Genomic DNA, 24,762 nt, shown 5'->3' with positions numbered 1-24,762 from the left:
ATGATGCGTCAAAGAAAGATCGAAAATAAGCGTAAATATCGGCTAAATATAATCAATTAAATTGATTGTTCTGGGTGCGGTGTTTTATCCGTTTCATCGCCTAATCCACTGATCTGCAAGCATTCGCTGGTGATTTTTAGTAGATGCGGCGAACATGGCACGCTGATTTGTTTTCCATCGGAGTGACCGTGGCCCACGAGCATCCCCAGGCGCCTGCCGACCTGACCCCACCTGCCCAGTTACCCTGGTTTCGCCGCCTGGCCGCCCGCCTGCTGGGCCGAGGCCTGAGCCGCCTGCAAGCCCAGCATCGCGACTCCTGGTTCCTCGGCCATGCCACGGGGCAGCGCAGTGGCCATGAAGACGGTGTGCGTGAAGGCTTCGAGCGCGGGCGGGTAGAAGGCTACGAGGCGGGGCGACAGGTGCTGGTCATTCGCGATACCCGCCCCGATACCGCCGCCGTGCCCGGCCAGGACAACAACCTTTTCGACGACTGGCGCCTGCCGTTGACCGCCGAACTGAAAAAGCGCTTCAAGGCAGATGTGGCGCAGCGCCTGCCGGCCGAAGCGCAACCCAGTGCGGCGCAGTGGAAGCTGATTTTCAGCGACACCCCCTCCACCTGTGTGGTGGCCGGGGCCGGGGCGGGCAAGTCGACCTCGCTGGTACTGCGGATTCTGCTGCTGCGCCATTACCTGGGCTACGAGCTGGATGCGATGACCGTGGTCACCTTCACCCGCGAGTCGCGCAGAGACTTCATCAAGCGCCTGTTGCAGGTGTTCGCCTTGTGGCAGATCGACCTGCAGCCCGCGCTTGCCCGTGAGCTGGTGCGCACCTTCCATTCGCGCATCTTGCCGCTGGTACGCAGCCTGCCAGGCTTTGGCCAGGTGCGTGCGTTCGAGACGCTGGGCAACGAGATGCCGGCCGGCCGTGAGGCCGAGGCCGAGAGCAACCCGTTCGACCTGCGCCTGAACGATGCGCAACGCCAGCAGCTCAACCTCTGCTACAGCACCTTGCTGGGCGAGAACCCGCGTTTCGCCGAGCTTGTTGGCCTGTTGCGCAGCGAGGCGTTGCAGCTCAAGCCGCTGGACCCCAACCACCCCGATGTGCAAAAGCGTGCGCAGGTGACGCAGTTGGCCGCCCAGCGCGACGAAGAGCTGTGCGATGTGATCGAGGACCTGTGGTTCGCTGCAGGTGCCTGGCCGATCAAGGGCATCGAGCCGTGTCGCGACACGCTCGAAATCCGCGGCAGCCGCTTCCATGTGCATGGCCGCCTGCAGGGGCAGGGTGCCTGGGTGGTGCTGGGCTTCGACCCCGCAGAGAGCGCGCAGTACCAGCGCCCCGGCGCCAAGCTGGCGGTGCGTGCCGAGTGGGCGGTCAAGCGCACCCTGTTGCAGGCGTTCTGCGACAAGCCCCTGATCTGGCTGGACAACTATGCAGCCGCCCGGCGTTTGGCTGCGTCCCTGGCCGGTGATGCGGTGGCCGGCCCCGGGTTCGAATACAAGGTCAAGGGTGAACTGGCCCCGGCACCGCTGCTCGACGCCTTTGTCGGCGCCGCCAACTTCATCGAAAACCTGGGCCTTGACGTGAGCAGCGCCGTGGCGGCGATGAGCTTCCCGGCAGGCGACAGCGACGGCCTGTTCTTCGAAGCGTTGGCCTTGTACTGGAAAGCCCTGGAGGCACATCTGCTGAGCCAGTCGCCACCGGTGATGAGCTACAACCGCATGTTCGCCCTGTTTGGCGAGAACAACCCGGAAAACCTGCAACTGCTGCCCGACCCCTTGCTCAGGCCGCTGGCGCACCTGATGATCGACGAGTTCCAGGACGTTTCGCCGCAGATCGTCAGCTGGCTGCGTGCCAGCCTTGCCGAGATCCGCCGGCGCGGGCCGTCGATGCACACCGGTCGTAACGCCCAGCATTCCTCGCTGTTGTGTGTGGGGGACGACTGGCAATCGATCTATGGCTGGCGCGGCAGTTCGCCGAAGTACTTCATGGAGTTCACCAAGGCATTCGTGTCGCCGGCCAACACCCGGGTGATGATGGTCGAGAACTACCGCTGCCAGCAGCAGGTGATCGACGCTGCCGAGTTCCTGGTCAAGGGCACCCCGGCGATCACCGGCAAGAAGGCCCGGGCCAGTGGGCCTGCAGCCGAGTTGCCGGGCTCGCCGGTCAAGGTGTTCGACCGTGATGAGGCGGCGCTGGGCGAGACCCTGATCGAGCATTATCAACGTGGCGAGTCGGTGATGATGCTGTACCGCAAGGGCAGCGACAAAGCCCTGATGAACGAACACCTGCAAGCGGTGCTGCACGCCGAGGCTGGATTGCCCGCCGAGCAGCGTCGGCTGCGGCAGCTGACTTATCACAGCGCCAAAGGCTTGCAGGCCGATGCGGTGTTCATGCTCGGCGACTGCCAATACCTGACCAGTTCGCCCTACAAGAACCAGGTGTATCGCTTGGCCGGCCTTGGTAAGCCCGGTGATGCCCAGGCATTCGATACGGCGCAGAAGGAAGAGGTCCAGCGGCTGGCCTACGTGGCGGTCACGCGTGCTGTCAGGCACTGCTATTGGCATGTGGAAGCGGCCAACAGCGAAGCGCCGGCGGCGCCCCGGGCGTCGGGCCAGGTGGATGGCCGGCAGGCCTTCTTCGAGGACCTGCGCGGCCAGTGACGTGCATGGGGGCACGGGTTTGAACCTGGGGGTCGGTGACGGCTAAGTCACAGTCGGTGACGGGCCAATCAGTCGCCTGCCGTTACGCCAAGGTAACCTGTCGGAGCCCCGTGCGGCCCGGCGCGAGGGTTGTCGCTGGCGATCTGCTTCGAAGAGGCCGGCGGCGTATTCGGCCTGGTGGGGTCGTGCCAGGCTTCAAGTCAGGAAGCGTACCCATGCGTGCAACACCCAAGGATCACCTGCTTGACCTCAATGGCATCCAGATTGCCATACGCTGCTGGGGCCCGGAGGACGGCATTCCCGTGCTGGCCCTGCATGGGTGGCTGGACAACGCCGCCTCGTTCGAGCGCCTGGCACCGATGCTCGATGGCTGTTTCGTGGTGGCCCCCGACCTGGTTGGCCATGGCCGTTCGGACCATCGTCGCCACGACAGTGGCTACTACCTGTGGGAGCACGCCGAGGACATGCTGGCGGTGACCGACGCCCTGGGCCTGGCGCAATTTCATGTGCTGGCGCACGGCATGGGCACCGGTGTCGCATCGCTGCTGGCGGCCATGACCAGCGGTATCGCCAGCATGGTTTTCCTCGATGGCATGGGGGCGCCGTTCACGGTCGCCGAGGATGACCGCGTACAGCACCTGGCCCGCGCCTATCGGCTCAAGCGCATGGTTCAGCGCAGCCAGTTGCAGGGTTTCTCCGAGCCCGATGCGAGCCGTTTCGACAGCCTCGCCTCTGCCCTGGAGCAGCGGCGCACGCGCCTGGATGGCGAGCTGTCGGAGGGCGCCGCACGGCTGCTGGCGCAACGCGACCTGTTGCAGCTCAGCGATGGCTATTGCTGGCGCCACGACCCGCGCCTGGTGCTGCCCGAGCCCATGCCGTTGACCGAGCGCGAAGCCTGTGACCTGCTCGGCCAGATCCGCTGCCCGCTGTACTTGATGTTCGGTCGGCAAGGCGCTTTCAGCGGTAACGCCTTTGCCCAGCGTGAGGCGGCCTTGCCCAGCCATGCCAAGGTTTCCTTGCACCCCGGCGGGCACCACTTCCACCTGGAGTCGCCCGATCGGGCCCTGGTCGATCAGCTTCTGCGGTTGTTGGCGCGGCACGAAGGCGGGGTACTGCAGCGGTTGGTCAACGAGTAGCGGGCAATGGCCAGCGCGCCGGGTACTGGGCTATGGTGGCGGTTCACCTCGCGCAGACGCCACAAGGAGCCCCCACATGCGACCGTTCGCCATCAAGCACATCGACCACCTTGTGCTGCGGGTCAGCGACCTGCCGCGCAGCATCGCCTTCTATGTGGATGTGCTCGGCTGCACAGTCAGCAGGGTGCGTGAAGACCTGGGCATGGTCCACCTGGCCACGGGGGCGGCGATGATCGACCTGGTCACGCTGGACGGTGTGCTGGGGCAGCCCGGTGGCGCTGCGCCGGGCGCAGAGGGGCGCAACCTGCATCATTTCTGCCTGCGTATCGAACCCTTCGATGAACAGGCATTGACCGCTTACCTGCGCGCTGCGGGGGTGCAGGTGGAGCCTGCCGAGAAGCGCTACGGCGCCGAGGGCGAGGGGTTGTCGTTGTATTGCTTTGACCCGGACGGCAACCAGGTCGAGCTCAAAGGGCCGATTCCGTCGCCCGAGGCGCCGAAAAGGCAATGACGCGCCCGTTGTGCCAGTTCGCCATCACGGCGGGTGGATATCCCGGTAAAGCCGATTATGCTTCAGATACTTGCTGCGATCCGAGGCGGCCCGCCTCGTCGTGCTTCGCGCAACCAATGAAAGCCCTAGGGCCTGGGTGCGACGGTGAAATGGGTGTGAGGTGCTCCGGCCTGGGATAACAACAAGACGGAGGCAACCCATGGCGGTTATCGACAGCGCATCCACGGGCAGTAGCGCGCCCCAACGCGGTATTACCCGGGAGGAGCGCAAGGTTATCTTCGCCTCGTCCCTGGGCACAGTGTTCGAATGGTACGACTTCTACCTGTACGGCTCACTGGCCGCGATCATCGCCAAGCACTTCTTTGCCGGCGTCAACGAGACCACCTCGTTCATCTTCGCCCTGTTGGCGTTTGCCGCAGGCTTTGCCGTGCGGCCGTTTGGCGCCATCGTGTTCGGCCGCCTGGGCGATCTGATCGGGCGCAAGCACACCTTCCTGATCACCATCGTCATCATGGGCCTGTCCACCGCGCTGGTCGGGTTACTGCCCAGCTATACGACGATCGGCGTGGCGGCGCCGGTCATCCTCATCACCCTGCGCCTGCTGCAAGGCCTGGCACTGGGCGGTGAATACGGAGGGGCGGCAACCTACGTGGCCGAACATGCGCCCAAGGGCCGGCGTGGCTTCTTTACCGCCTGGATCCAGACCACCGCTACCCTGGGCCTGTTCCTGTCGCTGCTGGTGATCCTGGCTTGCCGCACGGCCCTGGGCACCGAGGCCTTCGAAGCCTGGGGCTGGCGCATTCCGTTCTTGCTGTCGATCCTGTTGCTGGCCATCTCGGTGTACATCCGCATGCAGCTCAACGAGTCGCCGGTGTTCCTGAAGATGAAGGCCGAGGGCAAGGCGTCCAAGGCGCCACTGACCGAATCGTTCGCCCGCTGGGAGAACCTCAAGGTGGTGATCATGTCGCTGCTCGGCGGTACCGCCGGCCAGGCCGTGGTGTGGTACACCGGGCAGTTCTATGCGCTGTTCTTCCTGTTGCAGACATTGAAGATCGACCCACAGACCGCCAACCTGCTGATTGCCGGTTCGCTGCTGATCGGCACGCCGTTCTTCATCATTTTCGGCAGCCTGTCGGACCGCATCGGGCGCAAGAAGATCATCATGGCTGGCTGCATCATCGCGGCGCTGACCTACTTCCCGATCTTCAAGGCGCTGACCGAGTACGGCAACCCCGACGTGTTCGTCGCCCAGGAGCAGAACCCGGTAGTGGTGGTGGCTGACCCCGGCCAGTGCGCGTTCCAGTTCGACCCGGTGGGCAAGGCCAAATTCACCAGCTCCTGCGACCTTGCCAAGAGTGTGCTGGCCAAGCGCGCGATCCCTTACTCCAACGAAAAAGCCGAGCCTGGCAGTGTGGCGCAGATCCGTATCGGCGAGCGGGTGATCCCGAGCTTTGACGGCCGCAGCTTGGCCGCAGCCGACTTCAAGGCGCAGAACGATGCCTTCACCGCCACCCTTGGCGGTGCGCTGAAAGAGGCGGGCTACCCCGAGAAGGCCGACCCTGCGAAAATCAATTATCCGATGGTGCTGTTGCTGCTGACCATCCTGGTGATCTACGTGACCATGGTCTACGGGCCGATTGCGGCCTGGCTGGTGGAGCTGTTCCCGGCGCGCATCCGTTACACCTCGATGTCGCTGCCGTACCACATCGGCAACGGCTGGTTCGGCGGCTTCCTGCCGACGGTGGCGTTTGCCATGGTGGCGGCGACCGGGGATATCTACTACGGCTTGTGGTACCCGATCGTGATCGCGCTGATGACGGCGGTGCTGGGGATCTTCTTCATGCCGGAGACCAAGGACCGGGACATCAGCCACACCTGATCCTGTCGCTGTATGCAGGAGCGCCCTGGCACGGGCGCCCCTGCAAGGGCGCATGGCGGGAAGCGGCGTCAGTCGAAATAGCCCCGCAGGGTAAAGGCGTACCCGGTATCTACCTCTGCGGCTTCAGCCCGGCTCCAGCGCTTGCTCAAGACGAACTCGAACGCCGGCTCGTACAGCCCGTCGCGCACCACCGCACCGCCGAGCACCTCCACGTCGTACCAGCCATTTTCCAGCTCGATGATCGGCCTCCCCGGCGCCTGGTAGCGTGCCAGCAGGTCGCCGAGGGTCTTGTTGGTGAAGTGCTGCAGGATGCGCCAGGTATAAAGCATCACCGCACGGTGCTCGACGTGCAGTACATACCCAGAACGCTGATGCTTCAGCCGGCTGCCCGGTTCCCGCAGGGCGGGTGGGTGGCCATCGAGGGTGAAGATGATCCGGTAGGGCAGGTTGTCGATGCCCGCCATGGGTAGCACCACGCCTTCGCGTACTGCCTGATCGCCGCTGTCGTCATGGGTGAATGCGTGGGCCAGGTCGTCGGCCAGGCCGTTTTCCTGCTTGAAGCGTTCGAGTAGCTGGATGTCACCGACCAGGAAGTAATCGATCAGGTCGTTGAGGACTTCACTGAATTCGTGGCGCATTTGTTTTCCTTGTCAGGTGCGCAAGTGAGCAATGGCAACGCTAGCGGAGGGCGGGCCACAGGTGCCCGCCGGGCGGGCGGTTGCTAGTGTTTCTGGGCGATCTGGATCAGGTTGCCGCAGGTGTCGTCGAACACTGCCACAGTGACCGGCCCCACCACTGTGGGGGGTTGGGTGAATTGCACGCCGGCCGCGCACAACCGGGTGTACTCGGCCTGGATGTCGCGCACGCCGAATGAGGTGACGGGAATGCCGTCTTGCTTGAGCGCTGCCTTGTACACCTTGGCTGCGGGGTGGGCATCGGGTTCGAGCAGCAGCTCGACGCCATTGGGGTCGTGAGGTGAGGTGAGGGTCAGCCAGCGGTGCCGGCCCAGGGGGATGTCATGTTTGGGCATGAAACCGAGCACGTAGTGATAGAAAGCCAAGGCCTTGGCCTGGTCGTCGACAAGGATGCTGGTGACCACGATCTTCATAGGCACACACCGTTTGCGGGGCTCGTTCACTCTTAGTAAAGACGCTCGGGCCTATTTGACCAGTGGCAGGCTTCACAGGGCGCCAGTCGCCGGCTACAAAAAACATGCTCAAGCCATAGGTAAATCCTTCATCGGCCGATCCCCCGGCAGCCAGGCCGCACGTTACAGTGACAGGCAAAATCCCCGAGCGCCCAGACAGCGCCAGAGAGGTACCTGTGGCTTCCTATACCTTGCGACAACTCAAGTATTTCGTCACCACCGTGGAGGCCGGCAGCGTCGCCGAGGCCTCGCGCCAGCTGTACATCGCCCAGCCGTCGATTTCCACGGCAATCAAGAGCCTGGAAGAAAGCTTTGGCGTGCAGTTGTTCATCCGCCACCACGCCCAAGGTGTGTCATTGACCCCCAGCGGCAAGCGCTTTTACGCCAAGACCAAATCGCTGCTGCAAATGGCCCACGAGTTCGAGCAGAACGCACTGGCTGACAACGACACCGTGGCCGGGCAGATCGACATCGGCTGTTTCGAAACGGTGGCGCCGCTGTACCTGCCGCGGCTGATCGCCGGTTTTCGCGAGCGTTACCCGGGCGTCGATATCCGCCTGCGCGATGGCGAGCAGCAGGACCTGATCCAGGGCCTGACCGCCGGCACCTTCGACCTGGTGTTTCTCTACGACCACGACCTGGATGGCACGATCGAGGCCGAGCCACTGATGCCGCCGCAAAAACCCTATGTGCTGTTGCCCGAAAAGCACCGCTTCGCCGGGCAAAGCCAGGTGTCGCTGCGCGACCTCTGCCCCGAGCCGATGATTCTGCTGGACGTGGCACCCAGCCGTACCTACTTCGTCAGCCTGTTCAACGAAATGGGGTTGACCCCCAACATCGTCTTCAGCTCGCCGTCGATCGAGATGGTGCGCGGCATGGTCGGGCAGGGGTTCGGCTTTTCGTTGCTGGTGACACGCCCGCATTCGGAGTGCACCTACGACGGGCAGCGCCTGGCGATGGTGGACATCGCCGAGCCGGTGGCGTTGTCAGGGCTGGCGGCAGCCCGCTTGAAGCGGGTACAGCTGACCAAACCGGCGCAGCTGTTCGTGGAGTTCTGCCGTGAAGAACTGGCCAAATTCTGATGCGCGCCGCTGGGCTGACCGTGCCTGAGGGTCAAGGGTTGAGCTGATACCCGCGCCCCTGCAAGCAACCACTGTACGCGCTGGCATGGGCCGAGCTCTGCGCCTGGTCCTGCGTGCGCCGATCCTCTCGACGGTCCTGGCGCTGGCGCATGCCACCGACCGCAGCCCCGGCGGCGGCGGTTTCACCGGCACGGTTCTGCCGGTACGCCTGCTTGGCATCGTCACTGGCCCGGTCATACACCTCGTCATGCTGATTGCCACGCACCTGCGCACCTACGGCACCTGCGGCAGCACCTGCCGCTGCGCCGCGAACCCGGCCACCGACGTGGGCATCGCTGGAAGTCGCGGTGCTGTTCGCGGCATTGGTTGCGACGCTATTGCACTCATTGATGTCCTGTTGCATCTGCTGGCTGCTCTGGCCCTTCAGCGGCACCACTGTCTGCGCCTGGGCGGCAGGTGCTGTGCATAGCAGCACCAGCAGGTAACTCCAAGTAAACGAACGCATGGCACACCTCCTGTGGGCGTGACCCCCTTTCACAGGATAGTCCGTGCGAAACAAAACACCGACTGCTCTCGGACTTGCGGGCCGTTTTACATTCATTGCGTATGATAATAAGATCATAATCATACGGAGTGTATGTAAACGTTTTTTCCTAAGGAGAGCCGATCATGCTCAGCCCCTACCGCCAACTGTTCCAGGCCAAAGGCACGGCAGGTTTTGCCCTGGCTGGCCTGGTGGCTCGCTTGCCCTTGCCGATGATGGGCATCGGCATCATCACCATGTTGGCGCAACTGCGCGGCAGCTATGGCCTGGCGGGCGCCGTGGCGGCGACGTTCGTGTTGACCTATGCGCTGATGTCGCCTCAGGTGTCCGCCCTGGTCGATCGGCACGGCCAGCGCCGTGTGCTGCCTGTCGCTGCCGCCTTGAGTGTGCTGGGCATACTGTTGCTGTTGGCGTGCAGCGGGTGGCAGGCGCCTGACTGGAGTCTGTTCATCGGGGCCGCGCTGGCAGGCTTGATGCCCAGCCTGTCGGCGATGGTGCGTGCGCGCTGGACGGCGCTTTACCGGGGTACACCGCAGTTGCAGATGGCCTATTCGCTGGAAACGGTACTCGACGAGCTCACCTTCATCGCTGGGCCACCGCTGTCGGTAGGGCTGTGCGTGGGGCTGTCGCCCCAGGCCGGGCCCTTGGCTGCGGCGGTGCTGCTGGCGATCGGGGTGTTCGCGCTGGTCGTTCAAACCGGCACCGAGCCAGCGGTGGACGCAGACGCAGGCGCTTTGAATGGTCAGGGGTCGGTGTTGCGGCGCTTGGAGGTACAGTTGCTGGCACTGTTGATGGTAGCCATGGGGGTGATCGTGGGCAGCGTCGATATCGTCAGTGTGGCATTCGCCGAACAGGCCGGCATGCCGGCCGCGGCCAGCCTGGTGCTGGCGTGCTACGCCATTGGCTCATGCGCGGCGGGGCTGGTGTTCGGTGCCTTGAAATTGCCAATGCCGCCGCACCGGCTGTTGCTGCTCGGCGGCCTGGCGACGGCGGCGACGACCCTGCCGTTGCTACTGGCGGGCAGCGTTTTCGCGCTTGCAGGCGCCGTGCTGTTGGCAGGCCTGTTCTTCGCACCGACCCTGATCGTGGCGATGTCACTGGTGGAGCGCAGCGTGCCCGCGCACCAGCTCACCGAAGGCATGACCTGGCTGTTGGCCGGGCTGAATGTCGGCGTCGCGCTGGGGGCTTTGGCCTCAGGGCAGGTGGTCGACCTGCTGGGGGCCACGGCGGGCTACCAGGTGGCCGTGGCCGCAGGGGTTGCCGTTGCACTGGTTGCGCTGTGCAGTTACCGGCGCCTGGGCGCGGTGGCCGGTGCGGCACTGCCAGGCGCTTGCACCGGTTGATAGCACCGGTCGATCAGTTGAGGTTGTTGCCTGGCTGCGCCTTGGCGCTACTGGCAGTCTCCTGCACCCGTGCGGCCTTGTCCTGGGGCAGTTTGTCGAACTCGCGCAGGCCGTTGTTGCGGTAAGGGTCACCGATCCAGCGCGGCGCCACCACGAACTGCGAGTTGACGATGCTTTTTGCCGGCTCGTAGTGGTCATAGCTGAGCCCGGCCAGGTCGGACAGGGTGTGGATCAAGTGCGAGCTGCTGTAGGGGCGGTTGGCCATGGCCTGCAGGTCGCGTGGGTGGGCCGCCTGCCAGCTCGGCGAGGTCCAGAGCAGGAACGGGATGGTGTACATCGGTCGGGTCGGGGCACCTTCGTTGCGCCCCAGGCGGTCATGATCGCCAGAGCTGTAGACATCTTCGCCATGGTCGGAGAGGTACAGCAGGAAGCCGTTGGGGGTACTGGCCGAGTAACGCTTGATCAGGCTGGCGACGACGTGGTCGTTGTAACGCACCGCGTTGTCGTAGAAGTTGTAGGTTTCTGCCTGGCTCTGCGTCAGCTTGGCCGGTACGCCCTGGCGATCGCTGAAGTGCTGGTAGGTTTTCGGGTAACGGTAGCGGTAATCCATGTGCGTACCCAGCAGATGGATGATGATGAACTTGTTCGGTGCAGGGTCTTGCAACGCCTTCTGGAACGGGTCCAGCACCACCTCGTCGTACTGGCTGGCATTCTGGTTGCGCTGGTTGTTCAGGTAGACCGGTGCGTCCGTTTGCTGGGAGAAGGTGGTCAGCATCGTGTTGCGCTTGGTCATCGTCTGCTGGTTGGTGATCCAGAAGGTCTTGTACCCCGCCTGTTTCATCAGGTTGATCAGCGACGGGTCGGTGAGGAAGCGGTCCGGGTGCTGTTCGTCACCGAAGGTAAGGATCTGCTGCATCACTTCGATGGTGTAGGGGCGCGGCGAAACGACGTTTTGAAACACGGTCAGGCCCTTGTCGCTGGCCGCCAGCGCGTCGAGATTCGGTGTGGTATCGCGCGGGTAGCCATACAAGTGCATGTGCTCGCGGGTGGTCGATTCGCCCAGCACCAATACCAGGGTGCGCGGTGTGTCACCGCTGCTGTTGCACAGGTTCTGCAAGGGCGGCAGCGCGGCGTTCTGTGCCAGCAGCTGCTGCATGTTGTTCAGTTGCTGGCGATATTGCTTGTAGCCAACCAGCAGTTGCCAGGGCACGGCGGGCTCCATGCGCTGCTGGACCTTTTCTGCGGCGTCGAGGAAGTTGCGTTCCTGGGTAACCATCTGCTTGTAGAAGGGGTAGACCAGGTTGGCCAGCAACAGCAGGACAACTACCGGGATTCGGCTGCGCATAGGCAAGGTGACCGGGCGCACGCGTTTCCACAGCACCACGGCAACCAGGCTGTACAGCAGCAGCGCCAGGCCCAGCCAGAGGCTGAAATACTGGCTGAAGTATTCGCCGGCCTCGGCGGTGTTGGACTCGAACATCACGAAGATGACGCTTTGCGAGAACTCCTGGCGATAGATGCCGAAGTAGCTCAGGCCTACCAGCGAAGCGCCCCACAGCACCAGGCCGATGACCGCCGAAGTGGCCCGGGTGAAGCGCGGCAGCAGCAGCACCGGGGCCAGCCACAGGCTGCTGAGGAACAGCGCATCGCGAAAACCGGCAAACCCTGTGGTACCGCTGAACAGCAGCAGCGCTTGGGTTACGCCGGAAAAATACCAGAAGAACAGCAGGAGCCAGCCCAGGCCGGCCCAGTCCACCCGTTTGCGCGGGGAGGGGGTTGTTGTAGTGTCTGACACGTATGCCTCGTTGAACCTTGGCAGCCACCCAATGTGCGGGCGGCCGGAAAGGGCGTGACGCTAATCTGATGGCTGTGAAAATAACGTCAATGCCGTTGGCAAGGAGGCCCAGCCGTATTGCGCCATTGCGCGAACTGCCAAGGGCGCCAACGCCTGTCCTGTAATGGCTGCGATAACTTAACCCGTGGTCGCCGCCACGCGTGCAGGTATGATGTCGGCAGCGTAACCAGACCTACAGGCGCAGTGGAATATGAACCGTCGTAAAAAGATCAAACAGTTGATGCAGGCGCATGCCAAGAAGGCCAGTGCCAAGCTGGCGCCCAAGAGCAAGCCCAAGTACATCAGTAAAGCCGACCGGTTGAAGCTGGCAGCCGAAGCTGCCGAGGGTGCGGTTGTAGACGCCCAGAGCTGAGCGGGTGAGGGCTGGACGTATCAACGGCGATAGTAACGATGGTCGTCCTGGTAGCGGTGATGCATCGCCCGCTCATGATGACGTTCCCAGTCCCGCCGGCGTTCCCAGTCGCGACGTCGCTCGGCTTCTCGGCGGGCTTGTTCCCGGCGCCACTGGTCCCGGCGCCAGTCGCCTCGGTGATCGTGCCAACGGTCGTCGTGCCGGTAGCGGTCATCATGGGCGAGCAAGGGCGCTGAGTGCTCGCCAGCCAGGCTGGCCACGCTGGGCCAGGGGGATTCGGCAGGGGCTGCGACAGGCGAGGCAGCGTTCGGGGTTTTCATTTGTGATGCGGATGCCGAGCCCACCGCCGCGAAGGTGAACAGGCCGAGAAGCATCAACCGTGCGACATGCATTTTCATCAGCGAAGGCAACCTCTGGTAAACCATTTTTCCTGAGCACATAGACCTTTAAATTGGGAAAAGTTCTGGTGAGGTAGGTTTGATGGTTGCCTTGGGCTCGGGTGCTCGCGCGGTGTTTTGGGGGTTCCTGGCTTGAGGCTTTTAGCGCCTGTGAGATCCAATGCCAGGCACCAGTCAGCCCCCACACCGTCACCCCCCGGCAAACACCGCACGCAAATGCCCCCGATAACTGTCAAACGCCGCAATCACCCCCACAATCGCCTCAGCCTCTTCCCCGGCATCAAGTGCCAGGCCATCAACCCTGGCAACAAACTCCCGCCAGTGCAGGGCACGCCCGTCGGGATGGGGCGCCAGGTGCCGAGCCCCCTGGTTGCCGTCAAGGCCCAGGCGCTGGGTTTGCTTGAACAAAAACGCCGCCCCAAGGTTCGACCCCTCGCTGCAATACAGCCAACCCAAAGCCTGGGCCGGGCTGGCAATGACCGTCGGCGGCGCCGAAGGCAGCGCCAGGCCCAGGTCAAGCAGATCGCGCTCGACCGCCGCGAAGCGCGACAATTGCATCAGCCCTGGCAGGCGATCGTTGAGCAACTCATCGTGGTACAACGCCAGCAGGCTGCCATGGAAGCGGTGTTGCACCTGCAGAAAGCGCGCATAGCGCTCACGGTCTTCGAAGGGGCGTGCGGCCATGACCAGTTCATCGACACTGTCGTGGTCGCGGCTGCTGGACGCCTTCAGGCGCGCGCAGCGGCCGGGGACGGTGAGACGCGTGGCGGTTGCAGTCATCGGGGATTTCCATGTCGAAGTGGCAAAAGGAGCATGGTAATAAGATCACTCAGCCTAGGAAACGATCCTGTCACGCCGAAAATAAACGGCAGTGATTTATCATGCAGTCTGTTGTCATGTCCCAAAGGAGTCAGCGCATGAGCGCCCCCCAGTTCCGCAACCCCGAACCTACCGACGCTGAACGCTGCTACGCGATCGAAATCGGCGCCTATGAAGGGGATGAAGCGGCAACCCTGGAAAAAATCCGCACCCGCATCGCGCAGTATCCTGAAGGGTTCCTGCTGCTCGAAGCCGAGGGTGAAACCGTCGGCTTCATCAACAGTGGCTGTGCCCATGACGTGGTCATGTCCGACGAAGCCTTCAAGGAACTGGTCGGCCATGACCCGGCGGCGCCCAACGTGGTGATCATGTCGGTCGTGGTCGACCCCGCCCATCAGGGCAAAGGCTATGCGAAGCTGCTGATGGGCGCGTTCATCCAGCGCATGAAGGCGCAAGGCAAGCAGACCATCCACCTGATGTGCAAGGAACAGCATGTCGCGCTGTACGCCAAGCTCGGCTACGCCTACGTTAAACCGTCGCCGTCCGACCACGGCGGCATGGCCTGGCACGAAATGCTCATGACGCTCTGAGCGTCATTCGGCCATCTGCAACTCGGGCAGTTTCACCCGAAACGCCCGGGTCAGCCCGAGCAGGCAGAGGAAGCCCACGGCCATCCAGCACAGCCCGATGGTGAACGACAGGCTCGACAGGCTGCTCCACAGCCAGAGCGTGCTGAGAAACCCCAACCCTGGAATCGCGCCATACAGCAGGTAATTGCGGGTGCCGCGCAGCTTCTGGTCGACCAGGTAGTGCTTGACCACCGCCAGGTTGACTGCCGAAAAGGCGAACAGCGCACCGAAGCTGATCATGTTGGCGACTGTGTCCAGGGTGATGACCAGGGCGATCAGCGAGAGGATGCTGACCAGCATGATGGCCGCAGCCGGTACGCGTTTTTTCGTCACCAACTGGCCGAACACCCCTGGCAACGCACCATCGCGGCCCATGGCGAACAGCACCCGCGACACGCTTGCCTGGGAGACCATGGCCGAGGCGAAGCAGCCGGCCACGTAGGTGGCGGTAAACGCCGTCACCAGCAGTTCACCGCCGACCCGGCGCATCACGTCCACCGAGGCCGAATCGGGGTCGGCGAAGGCGCCCCACTCGGGGAAGACCCTCTGCGCGCAGTACGACACCACCAGAAACAGCAGGCCACCGATCAGCGACACGGCCATGATCGCCAGTGGGATGCGAAACGTCGGGTTGCTGGTTTCCTCGGCCATGGTCGAGACCGCGTCGAAACCAAGGAACGACAGGCACAGCACCGCGGCACCGGTCATGATTAGCGGCACGCTGAACCCTTCGTGGTGGAAGGGGGCAAGCAGTGACACCGGCGCCGATTGACCCGCCAGGTTGTTGATCGACAAGCCGACGAACACGACGATGAACACCAGTTGCACAACCACCAGGATCCAGTTGACCCGGGTAATCGACTCGATGCCGATCAGGTTGAGGAAGGTCACCAAAGCGATGGAGCCGGCGACCCATACCCAGGCGTGGATGGCCGGGAAGTACTCCGACATGTAGATGCCGATCAGCAGGTAGCTGAGCAACGGCAAAAAGATGTAATCGAGCAGCAGCGTCCAGCCGGCCATGAAGCCGATGTGGGTGCCAAATGCCTTGCGGGTGTAGGTGTACACCGAGCCGGAGTAGGGGTGCGCCTGCACCATGCGGCCGTAGCTGTAGGCAGTCAACAGCATGGCGGCGAGGGTCAGCAGGTAGGCGGTGGGCAGGTGCCCCTTGGTCATCTGGGTGACCAGGCCATAGGTGGTGAACACCGCCAGGGGCACCATGTAGGCAAGGCCGAACAGCACCAGGGCGCTGAGCCCCATGGACTTTCTGAAGCGGCCGGAAGACGCGGAGGGTGACGAGGCGTTGGCGGAGTGGGTCTGGGCCGTAGTTGTTGTTGTATGCATTGCGAACTCCTGAAATCGGATGCAGGACGCCGCAGTATGCGAGCGGGCTCGATACTGTTGAGGGGCCATGAAAGGAGGCTGGGCCAGCTTGGGTTGCGCAGCCCTCAGGGGTGGGGCCGGACGATGCTCCCATACCCCGGGCCTGCTCGAAATCACCCTTTGGGGTGAGCCGCTGGTCGCCTGAAAACGCTCACCCCAAAGGGTGATTTCGGTCTTCGCCTGGCCATGGGAGTATCTGGAAACAACGCGCCGCCCCGACGGCGATACCGTTTTCCCGCTACCGGCAGATTTCCAGTGACCAGTGATCAATTGGCTTCAACACAGTGGTTCGAGCACATTGCCAGGGTTACCGACATGATCGGCCAACCGGGCTTTGCCGCCACCTTGTTCGCAGCGCTCGGGGTGATCCGGCCCATCCAGGCCACCACGGTCTACCTCTACCCGCATGACGGCATGCCATGCGCGTTGTTCGAGCAGGATGACAAGGCTCCCTGGCAGCCAGAAGGCAACGTCAGCCGCTACCTTTCCGGCTTCTATCTGCTCGACCCGTTCTACGGCGCCTGCGTCGAGCAGGTCGCGTCGGGCTGCTATGGCCTGTTCGACGTGGCGCCCGACCACTTCGAAGTGAGTGAGTACTACCAGTCGTTCTACCGCCATTCACACCTGGAGGATGAGCTCAATTACATCCTGCAGGTCGCGCCCGGCCAGAGCCTGGCAGTGTCGCTGGCCTTCACCGACAAGCTGGACGCCCCAAGCCGCGATCTGTTCGGGCGTATCACGCCCTGGGTGCTGGCGGTGCTCAGCAAGCACTTTGCCGGGCTGGGCAGCCGCGGTGGGCGTTTCGAGAATGTGCTGGAGCAACGCATCCATGCCGCCCTCAACAACTTCGGCAGTTCGTTGCTGACGATGCGCGAATGCCGCATTGCCCAGCTCATCTTGCGTGGCCACTCGACCAAGTCCCTGGCCGAGCGCCTGGGGGTTTCGGAAGACACCATCAAGTCACACCGCAAGCACGTCTACGCCAAGCTCGACATCGGCACGCAGTCCGAGCTGTTCTCCTTGTTCATCGACGCGCTGGCCAATGCCCAGGGCGTGCTGGGCAAGGACCCGCTGGAAAGCTACATGGGCAAGCTGCGCTGAGCGCAGCTGCCTCGCCCGCCCCTATAACCACAAGGAAACCCGCCAATGAACGCGCCTTTTGCCCCCAAACGCCAGACCCGTGACTACCAGGCCGCTGACGCGGCGCACCACATCCATGCCTTCCTCGACCAGAAGGCGCTCAATGCCGAAGGCCCGCGGGTCATGGTCGGTGGCGAACGGCTGCACCTGTGGGACAGCGAGGGCAAGCGCTACCTGGACGGTATGTCGGGCCTGTGGTGCACCCAGTTGGGTTACGGCCGCAAGGACCTGACCGCCGCGGCCGCCGCACAGATGGACCAACTGGCCTACTACAACATGTTCTTCCACACCACCCACCCGGCGGTGATCGAACTGTCCGAATTGCTGTTCAGCTTGCTGCCAGGCCACTACAGCCATGCGATCTACACCAACTCCGGGTCCGAGGCCAACGAAGTGCTGATCCGCACCGTGCGCCGTTACTGGCAGGTGGTCGGCCAGCCGAACAAGAAGGTCATGATCGGCCGCTGGAACGGCTACCACGGCTCGACCCTGGCGGCCACGGCCCTGGGCGGGATGAAGTTCATGCACGAGATGGGCGGGCTGATCCCGGACGTGGCGCACATCGACGAACCGTACTGGTACGCCGAGGGCGGTGACCTGACCCCGGCCGAGTTCGGCCGGCGCTGCGCCCTGCAGTTGGAGGAGAAGATCCTCGAACTGGGCGCGGAAAACGTCGCAGGCTTTGTCGCCGAACCCTTCCAGGGCGCTGGGGGCATGATCTTCCCGCCGGAAAGCTACTGGCCCGAGATTCAGCGCATCTGCCGCCAGTACGACGTGTTGCTGTGTGCCGACGAAGTGATCGGCGGCTTTGGTCGTACCGGCGAGTGGTTTGCCCATGAGTATTTCGGTTTCGAGCCGGACACGCTGTCGATCGCCAAGGGCCTGACCAGCGGCTACGTGCCCATGGGTGGCCTGGTGTTGAGCAAGCGCATCGCCGAGGCACTGGTGGAGCGCGGCGGGGTGTTTGCCCACGGCCTGACCTATTCGGGCCACCCGGTGGCGGCGGCGGTGGCCATCGCCAACCTCAAGGCGCTGCGTGACGAAGGCATCGTGCGTCAGGTCAAGGACGACACCGGGCCGTACTTGCAGCGCATCCTGCGCGAAGTGTTCGCCGACCACCCGCTGATTGGCCAGGTGCAGGGTGCCGGCCTGGTGGCGGCGCTGCAGTTTGCCGAGCACAAGCCCAGCCGCAAGCGTTTTGCCAACGAGAACGACCTGGCCTGGCAATGCCGCACCTTCGGTTTCGAGGAAGGCTTGATCATTCGCTCGACGTTGGGGCGGATGATCATGGCGCCGGCATTGGTGGCCAACCGCGCCGAGCTGGACGAGCTGGTCGACAAGACCCGCATTGCCGTGGACCGCACTGCCAAGTTGGTGGGCAGGCTCTGAGTATCTGGGGCCGCAAGGCAGCCGCAAAATCCAAGACAGTCGTATGGAGCGCAAATGAAAAGTCTCGAATACTGGCAAACCCGCGCCGCAGGCCTGCGTTTTATCGACAAGGCCTTGATCGGTAGCCAGCAGGTGAGCGCCAACTCCGGCGCCACCTTCGCGGCCATCAACCCGGCCACCCAGCAGGTGCTGGCGCAGGTTGCCGCCTGCGCTGAGGCCGAAGTCGACCTCGCGGTGGCCACCGCACGGCGGGCCTTCGAACAGGGCGCGTGGTCGCGCATGGCCCCGGTCGAGCGCAAGAAAGTCCTGCTGCGCTTGGCCGAGCTGATCATGGCCAATCGCGAAGAGCTGGCACTGCTGGACTCGTTGAACATGGGCAAACCGGTGATGGATGCCTACACCCTCGACGTGCCTGGCTCGGCCCATGTCTTCGCCTGGTACGGCGAGGCGCTGGACAAGCTGTACGATCAGGTGGCCCCCACGGCGCCCAACGCGCTGGCCACGATCACCCGCGAAGCGCTGGGCGTGGTCGCCGCCGTGGTGCCGTGGAACTTCCCGCTCGACATGGCCGCGTGGAAGCTTGCGCCGGCGCTGGCCGCCGGCAACAGCGTGGTGCTCAAGCCTGCCGAGCAGTCACCGTTCTCAGCGCTGCGCCTGGCGCAACTGGCGCTGGAGGCCGGTTTGCCGGAAGGCGTGCTGAATGTGGTGCCTGGCCTGGGTGAACAGGCGGGTCGGGCGCTGGGTTTGCACCCGGACGTCGACTGCCTGGTGTTCACCGGCTCTACCCAGGTCGGTAAATACTTCATGCAGTACTCGGCGCAGTCCAACCTCAAGCAGGTCTGGCTGGAGTGTGGCGGCAAGAGCCCGAACCTGGTGTTCGAAAACTGCCAGGACCTGGACCTGGCGGCGGAAAAAGCGGCATTTGGCATCTTCTTCAACCAGGGTGAGGTGTGCTCGGCCAATTCGCGCCTGTACGTGCAGCGTTCGATCCACGATGAGTTCATCGAACGCCTGCAAGCCAAGGCCCGCCAATGGATGCCAGGCAACCCGCTGGACCCTGCGAGCCGCGCGGGTGCAATTGTCGATGCCGAGCAGACCGGCCGCATCAAGGCCGCCATCGACCATGCGCACGAGCAGGGCGCCCGGCTGGTGTGTGGTGGCCGGCGCCTGACCCTGGGCGGGTCGGACAACTACATCGAGCCGAGCATTTTTGCCGGGGTCGAGGCGAGCATGAGCCTGGCCCGGGAGGAAGTGTTCGGGCCGGTGCTGGCGGTCAGCGCGTTCGACAGCGAGGAGCAGGCCGTGCGCTTGGCCAACGACAGTGTCTATGGCCTGGCCGCGTCGGTATGGAGCGATGACTTCAACCAGGTGCATCGCGTGGCGCGGGCGTTGAAGGCGGGCACCGTTTCGGTCAATACGGTGGATGCGCTGGATGTCACGGTGCCCTTTGGTGGGGGCAAGCAGTCGGGGTTTGGTCGCGACCTGTCGTTGCATTCGTTCGACAAATACTCGCAGCTCAAGACCACTTGGTATCAGCTGCGCGCGTGACGCAGGCCAGTTCATACGTATGCGGCGCCTGGCTTGGGGTTGGCGGTGGGGCGGAGATCGAGGGCAGCCCGCCCCCCGAAAAACCAAAACAGGCACCTAGCCGCCATCGCCCTATCTCCCGACATGAGGCCAACGGCCAAGGCTGAGCCACAGGTAGGGCGTGCGCCGCACCCGTGAATGCATGCATTATCCGGTTTCGACAAGACAAGGACGACGACCGTGCAAGTACGCAAGCTGACCCACGATGACCTGCCCCACGCCAGCGCCCTGTGCCTGGATGCATTCACCCAGGCCGTTGCGCCCTCGCTGTCGGCACAGGGGGTGGAAACCTTCGCCAAGGTAGCTGCGGCGCAGGCGTTTGCCGAACGCATGACCGGCGACAACCTGATGCTGGTCTGTGTCGCAGGGGGCGTGATCACCGGGCTGATCGAACTCAAGCAAGGGCGCCACGTGGCGATGCTGTTTGTCGCGCCGAGTTGGCAGCGTCGGGGCGTGGGCACGCGCCTGATGAACGCAGCACTGGAGCAGGCGAGAGCGGCGGTAGTGACGGTCAGCGCATCGTTGAGCTCGGTGGCCGCCTACCAACGCTACGGATTCGCACTGGCAGGGGATGTAGGCGAGATTGCCGGGCTGGTCTATCAGCCGATGGAAAAGCGCCTGCCTTGATCAACGAATGGCCGCTTGTGCCTGGCGCACCGGCAGTTCGACCCTGAACGTGGTGCCCACGCCGACCTCGCTGTGCACATGGATCTCGCCGCAGTGGCGCTTGATGATGCCGTACGACAGCGACAAGCCCAACCCGGTGCCTTGGCCGACCGGCTTGGTGGTGTAGAAAGGGTCGAAGATCTTCTGCAGGCTTTGTGCAGGAATGCCGCAGCCATTGTCGGCCACTTCGATCCACACCTTGTCGTCGTTGGCGCAACCGGTGCGCACGGTGATGGTGCCACGCTCGATGCCCATGGCGTGGGCGGCATTGACCACCAGGTTCATGATCACCTGGTTGATTTGTGACGGCAGGCACTCGACCTCTGGCAGCACACTGTATTGCTTGACCAGGTCAGCCTTGTACTTGAGCTCGCTGGCCGCGATGTTCAGGGTCGAGTCGATGCCCTGGTGCAAGTTGGCCCATTGCCAATCCTGGCTGCTGTCCACCCGCGAAAAGTCTTTGAGGTCCCTGACGATCTGCCCGACGCGGCTGATGCCGTCCTTGGACTCACTGATCAGCAACGGAATATCGTCGAGAATGTATGCCAGCTCCATTTCGCTGCGCAGCTTCACCAAGCTTGCCTGCAGCGTCGCCGGGCCGATGGCCGGCTCTGCGTCACGGTAGGCCTTGAGCATGTCCTGCAAGCGGGCGAAGTAGCTGCCCAGCGCCCCCAGGTTGGAGGAGACGAAGCCGATCGGGTTGTTGACCTCATGGGCGATGCCCGCCGCCAGCTGGCCAAGGGAGGCGAGTTTTTCTGATTGCACCAGCTGGCTTTCGAGGAGTTTGCGTTCATCGATCTCGCGCTGCAGCGCCGCGCTGGCCTGGGTCAGTGCCTGGGTGCGGCGCGCGACCCGTTGTTCCAGTTCATCGTTGGCGACCACCAAGGCGCGGTTGACCCGGTTTATCTCGCCGAAGCTGCGCAACAGCCACACCGCCATGTACAGCAACAGCAAGACCAACAGGGTAGAGAACACCAGCAGGTAGAAGTGGTAGCGCTGATTGACCAGCAGCGCCGTGCGTTCGTCACGGTCGAGCATCATGGCAATGGCATCCAGGTGCGCGGCGACCGGCAAGGCGCCGATCTGCTCAAGCAATTGATTGACCTTGGGTTGCTCGCGCAGGATCAACGCAATGTGGTTGCTGAGGGTGTCGATGGGCGCATGAAACTCCAGCGGCAGGCGCTCTTTGTTGACCGCCAGCTTGTTCAGGCCGACGAGGATGTCAGCCGCCTTGTCATCCGTGGTCATCTGGGCGAACTCAAGGCTGCTGAGCATCAGGTCGTAGGTGTCGGTAGAAATGTTGTGCAAGCGCAGTGCGTCGGCATCGGCCAACTGCCCCAGTTGTGCCTGGATACCGTCGGCGGCGGCGGGCAGAAACGCCAGGGAGTTGCGCAGCACGGCGTTATGCGACTTGAAGCGCTCGACGTAGTTTGCCTTTTCCTCGAACGCCTGCTGGTAGTCGGCGTAGGCCTGGCGCCATGCCGGGGAGTCACCGTGCTGGTTGCGGGTTTCAATGCTTTCGAAAGCCCGCCACAGGCGCTTCATCTCGACCACTGGCCAGACCAAGGGGTCGTAGTTGTAGTTGATGCTGGTGCGGGCCTTGAGTATTTCGTTTTCCCATTGCGAGTCGTTTTGCTTGATCTGCCGGATCAGGTCACGGGCCTGGGTGTAGGTACCGCTCTCGTCGGCCTTGGACATCAAGTACAGGTAGATCAGCACCGAGGCCAGCAACACGGCACTGGTCGTCAACAACAGCAAGCTGCGGCGGCGGGTCAGCCTCATAGGGATTTGCCCTCCCATTCACCGGTCAGGGTCTTGAGAAACTGAATGATCAGCGCTTTGTCGTCGGTGCTTGGCGTGCGCCCCACTTGGTAGCGGAACATGACGTCCACCGCCGCTTCCAGGGTCGGCGCCGAACCATCGTGAAAGTACGGGGCGGTGACCGCGACATTGCGCAGGCTGGGCACCTTGAACACATGCCGGTCTTCTTCATCGCCGGTCACGTTGAAGCGCCCCAGGTCGGCAGGCATAGGGTTGCCGCGGTCAGCGAAATAATCGCCCAGCACGCCGAACTTCTGCAGCATGTTGCCGCCGATATTGACGCCTTGGTGGCAGGCAATGCAGCCGTACTCCTGAAACCGCGCGTAGCCGTATTTTTCGTCCTTGCTGAGGATCTCGGTGTCGCCCTGCAGGTAGCGGTCAAAGCGTGAACCCGGGGTCAACAGCGTGCGTTGAAAGGTGGCCAGCGCGTCCTGAAGGGTGTGTTCATCCACCGCCTTGCCATAAGCTTTGGCAAACTTTGCGCGGTAGCTTGGGTCTGCGGCGATGCGCTGCACAACCACCTGCCAGTCGCTGCCCATTTCGCCTGGGCGCTGGACCACCAGGTGGGCCTGCTCTTCGAAGGTTTGCGCACGACCATCCCAGAACTGGCGAAAGTTCAGGCTGGCGTTGAACACGCTGGGGGTATTGACCGGCAAGGGCTTGCCATCGACGCCGAGCGAGCGCACCTGGCCGTCGGCGCCCCCCTGGTCAAGCCGGTGGCAACTGGCACAGGCCAGGCTGGCGTTGCTCGACAAGCGCGGGTCATTGAACAGTTTGCGGCCCAGTTCGACCCGCTCAGGCGCTAATGCAGGCACCGCGGGCAATGGGGTGAGGGGCCCGCCAATGGCCTGTGCCAACCCAATCGAAGGCACCAGGAGCAACAGCACGCCCGCGCACGTGCGAAACGGCGGGTGGATAGGCATCGGGCAACCCTCCCTGGTGACAACGCGCTATGCCGCTGAGAATAGTCAGTGCCGTGCGCCAGCGCTAACCGGTGGGGCAAATGTCATCTAGCCTGTAATCAAGGACCCGTTTGATTACCCGGTGCACGGAGGGGACCATGGAACAACCGGTAATGGATGATGTGGCCGACAGCGCCTGTGAGAAAGCCGTTGTGCTGCTGGTCGACGACGAGGCCTCGATTCTCAACAGTCTGCGCCGGCTGCTGCGTGGCCAGCCCTATGATGTGTTGCTGGCAGAAAGCGGCGCTCAGGCCCTTGAGCTGCTTGAACAGCACCCCGTCAACCTGGTGATCAGCGATGCCCGCATGCCCGGCATGGATGGCGCGACCTTGCTGGCCCAGGTGCACCAGCGCTTTCCCGGCACCTTGCGCATCCTGCTGACCGGTTATGCCGACATGGCCACGATCACCAAGGCAATCAATGACGGCCAGATTCACCGCTACATCAGCAAACCCTGGAATGACGAAGAGATGCTGGTGACCGTGCGCCAGGCTTTGGCCTTGCAACACTCGGAAAGCGAGCGACGGCGCCTGGAGGCGCTGACCCAGACACAGAACCAGCAGTTGAAGGTGCTCAATGCCAGCCTCGAACAGCGTGTCGCGGCGCGCACCGCCGAGCTGCAGCAAACGGCCGACATGCTCGACCTTGCCTACGAAGAGCTCAAGCACAGTTACGTCACCGGCACCGAGGTGTTCTCGCTGCTGGCCAACCTGCGCCTGCCCAAGCCCAAGCAGACCAACCGCCAGGTCATCGAACTGATTCGTGTGTACTGCACCCGCCATGGCCTGGACGAAGCCAGCCGCCGCGACCTGACCATGGCTGCCGCCCTGTACAACATCGGCAAGATGAGTTGGACCGACAGCATGCTGACCTGCCCGGTAGACCTGCTGCCGCATACCGAGCGCGACCTGTACCGGTCGTACCCGAAACAGAGCGAATCGCTGGTGATGACCCTGGAGCCGATGAAAGAAGCGGCGCAACTGATCTTGCACCATCAGGAACGTTGGGATGGCAGCGGCTTCCCCGACCATCTCAAGGGCGAGGCCATCCCCCTTGGGGCGCGCTGGTTGAAGCTGGCCGTGGACTTCATCGAGTTGCAACGCGGCCTGGTGCTGGAGCGGCAGATGAACAGCGATGAGGCCTTGATGTACATCCGCAAATACGCAGGCAAGCTGTATGACCCGGCGCTTGTGGAAGACTTTGTAAACGTCTGCGCGGAGTTTCTCAGCGATGTGACCCTGGCCGACCCGACGGTGCAGGCCCTCGGTACCCGCGACCTGGCCGCCGGCATGGTCCTGGTGCGCAATCTGAATGCGGACAACGGCATGCTCTTGCTCAATGCCGGCAAGGTGCTGAGTACGGCGTTGGTGGAAAAGCTGATTGCCTTCGAGCAGATGGAGGGGGGCAAGTACAGCGTGTTCGTTCGTGTCCCCGAGGGGGCTGTGACTTGAGTCCCCCG

The 24,762-nt window shown here is 63.3% G+C and carries 22 protein-coding genes; 13 read left to right on the top strand and 9 right to left on the bottom strand.

Annotated elements, in window-relative coordinates:
• Nucleotides 1-143 precede the first annotated feature (143 nt).
• From HU770_RS24675 to HU770_RS24660, 4 genes are all read left to right on the top strand, one after another.
• The gene (locus tag HU770_RS24675; RefSeq protein WP_186666078.1) at nt 144-2,660 is read left to right on the top strand and encodes a UvrD-helicase domain-containing protein; all 2,517 of its coding nucleotides are present in this window, start codon (nt 144-146) and stop codon (nt 2,658-2,660) included.
• 215 nt (nt 2,661-2,875) lie between these two features.
• Nucleotides 2,876-3,796: an alpha/beta hydrolase gene (locus tag HU770_RS24670; RefSeq protein ID WP_186666076.1), complete on the top strand. Its 921-nt coding sequence runs from the start codon at nt 2,876-2,878 to the stop codon at nt 3,794-3,796.
• A gap of 76 nt (nt 3,797-3,872) precedes the next feature.
• Entirely contained in the window at nt 3,873-4,307 is a 435-nt protein-coding gene (locus HU770_RS24665; protein WP_186659994.1) for a VOC family protein, read from the top strand.
• Nucleotides 4,308-4,506: 199 nt separating this feature from the next.
• Nucleotides 4,507-6,186 carry an MFS transporter gene (locus HU770_RS24660; RefSeq protein ID WP_186659996.1) on the top strand — a complete coding sequence of 560 codons (1,680 nt, stop codon included), beginning with the start codon at nt 4,507-4,509 and terminating at the stop codon, nt 6,184-6,186.
• 68 nt (nt 6,187-6,254) lie between these two features.
• On the opposite strand, the gene HU770_RS24655 is transcribed toward HU770_RS24660, so the two are convergent.
• Together HU770_RS24655 and HU770_RS24650 are read right to left on the bottom strand one after the other, a co-directional pair.
• Nucleotides 6,255-6,824, bottom strand: a complete 570-nt coding sequence (locus HU770_RS24655) for a hypothetical protein (protein WP_186659998.1) — start codon at nt 6,822-6,824, stop codon at nt 6,255-6,257.
• Between the two features lie 83 nt (nt 6,825-6,907).
• Nucleotides 6,908-7,294 (bottom strand): VOC family protein, encoded by a 387-nt coding sequence (locus tag HU770_RS24650; RefSeq protein WP_186660000.1) that lies wholly within the window; start codon nt 7,292-7,294, stop codon nt 6,908-6,910.
• Nucleotides 7,295-7,509: 215 nt separating this feature from the next.
• Here HU770_RS24650 and HU770_RS24645 point away from each other — a divergent pair, with 215 nt between their 5' ends.
• Nucleotides 7,510-8,415, top strand: a complete 906-nt coding sequence (locus HU770_RS24645) for a LysR family transcriptional regulator (protein WP_033697274.1) — start codon at nt 7,510-7,512, stop codon at nt 8,413-8,415.
• Between the two features lie 31 nt (nt 8,416-8,446).
• Here HU770_RS24645 and HU770_RS24640 read toward each other — a convergent pair whose 3' ends face one another.
• The gene (locus HU770_RS24640; protein WP_047583536.1) at nt 8,447-8,920 is read right to left on the bottom strand and encodes a YMGG-like glycine zipper-containing protein; all 474 of its coding nucleotides are present in this window, start codon (nt 8,918-8,920) and stop codon (nt 8,447-8,449) included.
• A gap of 164 nt (nt 8,921-9,084) precedes the next feature.
• Here HU770_RS24640 and HU770_RS24635 point away from each other — a divergent pair, with 164 nt between their 5' ends.
• Nucleotides 9,085-10,302, top strand: coding sequence for an MFS transporter (locus HU770_RS24635; protein ID WP_186660002.1), 1,218 nt, complete (start codon nt 9,085-9,087; stop codon nt 10,300-10,302).
• Between the two features lie 13 nt (nt 10,303-10,315).
• On the opposite strand, the gene HU770_RS24630 is transcribed toward HU770_RS24635, so the two are convergent.
• Nucleotides 10,316-12,097 carry a phosphoethanolamine transferase CptA gene (locus HU770_RS24630; protein ID WP_186666074.1) on the bottom strand — a complete coding sequence of 594 codons (1,782 nt, stop codon included), beginning with the start codon at nt 12,095-12,097 and terminating at the stop codon, nt 10,316-10,318.
• Nucleotides 12,098-12,347: 250 nt separating this feature from the next.
• On the opposite strand from HU770_RS24630, the gene HU770_RS24625 reads away from it, so the two are divergent.
• The gene (locus tag HU770_RS24625) at nt 12,348-12,509 is read left to right on the top strand and encodes a DUF2986 domain-containing protein (RefSeq protein WP_186660006.1); all 162 of its coding nucleotides are present in this window, start codon (nt 12,348-12,350) and stop codon (nt 12,507-12,509) included.
• A gap of 20 nt (nt 12,510-12,529) precedes the next feature.
• Here HU770_RS24625 and HU770_RS24620 read toward each other — a convergent pair whose 3' ends face one another.
• Complete coding sequence (locus tag HU770_RS24620; RefSeq protein WP_186666073.1) at nt 12,530-12,907, bottom strand: hypothetical protein; 378 nt, start codon at nt 12,905-12,907, stop codon at nt 12,530-12,532.
• A 189-nt stretch (nt 12,908-13,096) separates the two neighbouring features.
• The gene (locus HU770_RS24615) at nt 13,097-13,687 is read right to left on the bottom strand and encodes a biliverdin-producing heme oxygenase (RefSeq protein ID WP_186666070.1); all 591 of its coding nucleotides are present in this window, start codon (nt 13,685-13,687) and stop codon (nt 13,097-13,099) included.
• Nucleotides 13,688-13,824: 137 nt separating this feature from the next.
• Here HU770_RS24615 and HU770_RS24610 point away from each other — a divergent pair, with 137 nt between their 5' ends.
• Nucleotides 13,825-14,316 carry a GNAT family N-acetyltransferase gene (locus HU770_RS24610; protein ID WP_033697279.1) on the top strand — a complete coding sequence of 164 codons (492 nt, stop codon included), beginning with the start codon at nt 13,825-13,827 and terminating at the stop codon, nt 14,314-14,316.
• A gap of 3 nt (nt 14,317-14,319) precedes the next feature.
• Here the strand turns inward: HU770_RS24610 and HU770_RS24605 are convergent, their stop codons facing one another.
• Nucleotides 14,320-15,699 carry an APC family permease gene (locus tag HU770_RS24605; RefSeq protein ID WP_186660012.1) on the bottom strand — a complete coding sequence of 460 codons (1,380 nt, stop codon included), beginning with the start codon at nt 15,697-15,699 and terminating at the stop codon, nt 14,320-14,322.
• Between the two features lie 354 nt (nt 15,700-16,053).
• Here HU770_RS24605 and HU770_RS24600 point away from each other — a divergent pair, with 354 nt between their 5' ends.
• The 4 genes from HU770_RS24600 to HU770_RS24585 all read left to right on the top strand — a co-directional run bounded on the left by HU770_RS24600 (nt 16,054) and on the right by HU770_RS24585 (nt 20,481).
• Nucleotides 16,054-16,839: a helix-turn-helix transcriptional regulator gene (locus HU770_RS24600; RefSeq protein WP_050506037.1), complete on the top strand. Its 786-nt coding sequence runs from the start codon at nt 16,054-16,056 to the stop codon at nt 16,837-16,839.
• Nucleotides 16,840-16,884: 45 nt separating this feature from the next.
• Complete coding sequence (locus HU770_RS24595) at nt 16,885-18,267, top strand: aspartate aminotransferase family protein (protein ID WP_033697281.1); 1,383 nt, start codon at nt 16,885-16,887, stop codon at nt 18,265-18,267.
• 54 nt (nt 18,268-18,321) lie between these two features.
• On the top strand, nt 18,322-19,815 hold the full coding sequence (locus HU770_RS24590) for an aldehyde dehydrogenase (RefSeq protein WP_186666068.1): 1,494 nt from the start codon (nt 18,322-18,324) through the stop codon (nt 19,813-19,815).
• A 219-nt stretch (nt 19,816-20,034) separates the two neighbouring features.
• A complete protein-coding gene (locus HU770_RS24585) occupies nt 20,035-20,481 on the top strand; it encodes a GNAT family N-acetyltransferase (RefSeq protein WP_186666066.1) in 447 nt (148 codons plus the stop codon).
• Here HU770_RS24585 and HU770_RS24580 read toward each other — a convergent pair whose 3' ends face one another.
• Both HU770_RS24580 and HU770_RS24575 read right to left on the bottom strand, forming a co-directional pair.
• Nucleotides 20,482-22,302 carry a DAHL domain-containing protein gene (locus tag HU770_RS24580; RefSeq protein WP_186666064.1) on the bottom strand — a complete coding sequence of 607 codons (1,821 nt, stop codon included), beginning with the start codon at nt 22,300-22,302 and terminating at the stop codon, nt 20,482-20,484. It lies immediately after the preceding gene.
• On the bottom strand, nt 22,299-23,264 hold the full coding sequence (locus HU770_RS24575) for a cytochrome c peroxidase (protein WP_186666062.1): 966 nt from the start codon (nt 23,262-23,264) through the stop codon (nt 22,299-22,301). The genes HU770_RS24580 and HU770_RS24575 overlap by 4 nt, the downstream gene beginning before the upstream one ends.
• Before the next feature lie 137 nt (nt 23,265-23,401).
• On the opposite strand from HU770_RS24575, the gene HU770_RS24570 reads away from it, so the two are divergent.
• On the top strand, nt 23,402-24,754 hold the full coding sequence (locus tag HU770_RS24570; RefSeq protein ID WP_186666060.1) for an HD domain-containing phosphohydrolase: 1,353 nt from the start codon (nt 23,402-23,404) through the stop codon (nt 24,752-24,754).
• Nucleotides 24,755-24,762 lie beyond the last annotated feature (8 nt).

Origin of the sequence: Pseudomonas sp. SWRI68 (genome assembly GCF_014269165.1) — a bacterium.
Classification (GTDB): domain Bacteria; phylum Pseudomonadota; class Gammaproteobacteria; order Pseudomonadales; family Pseudomonadaceae; genus Aquipseudomonas; species Aquipseudomonas capeferrum.
Note: the sequence above shows the minus strand (reverse complement) of the source record. Positions and strands in the feature narration are given on the sequence as shown.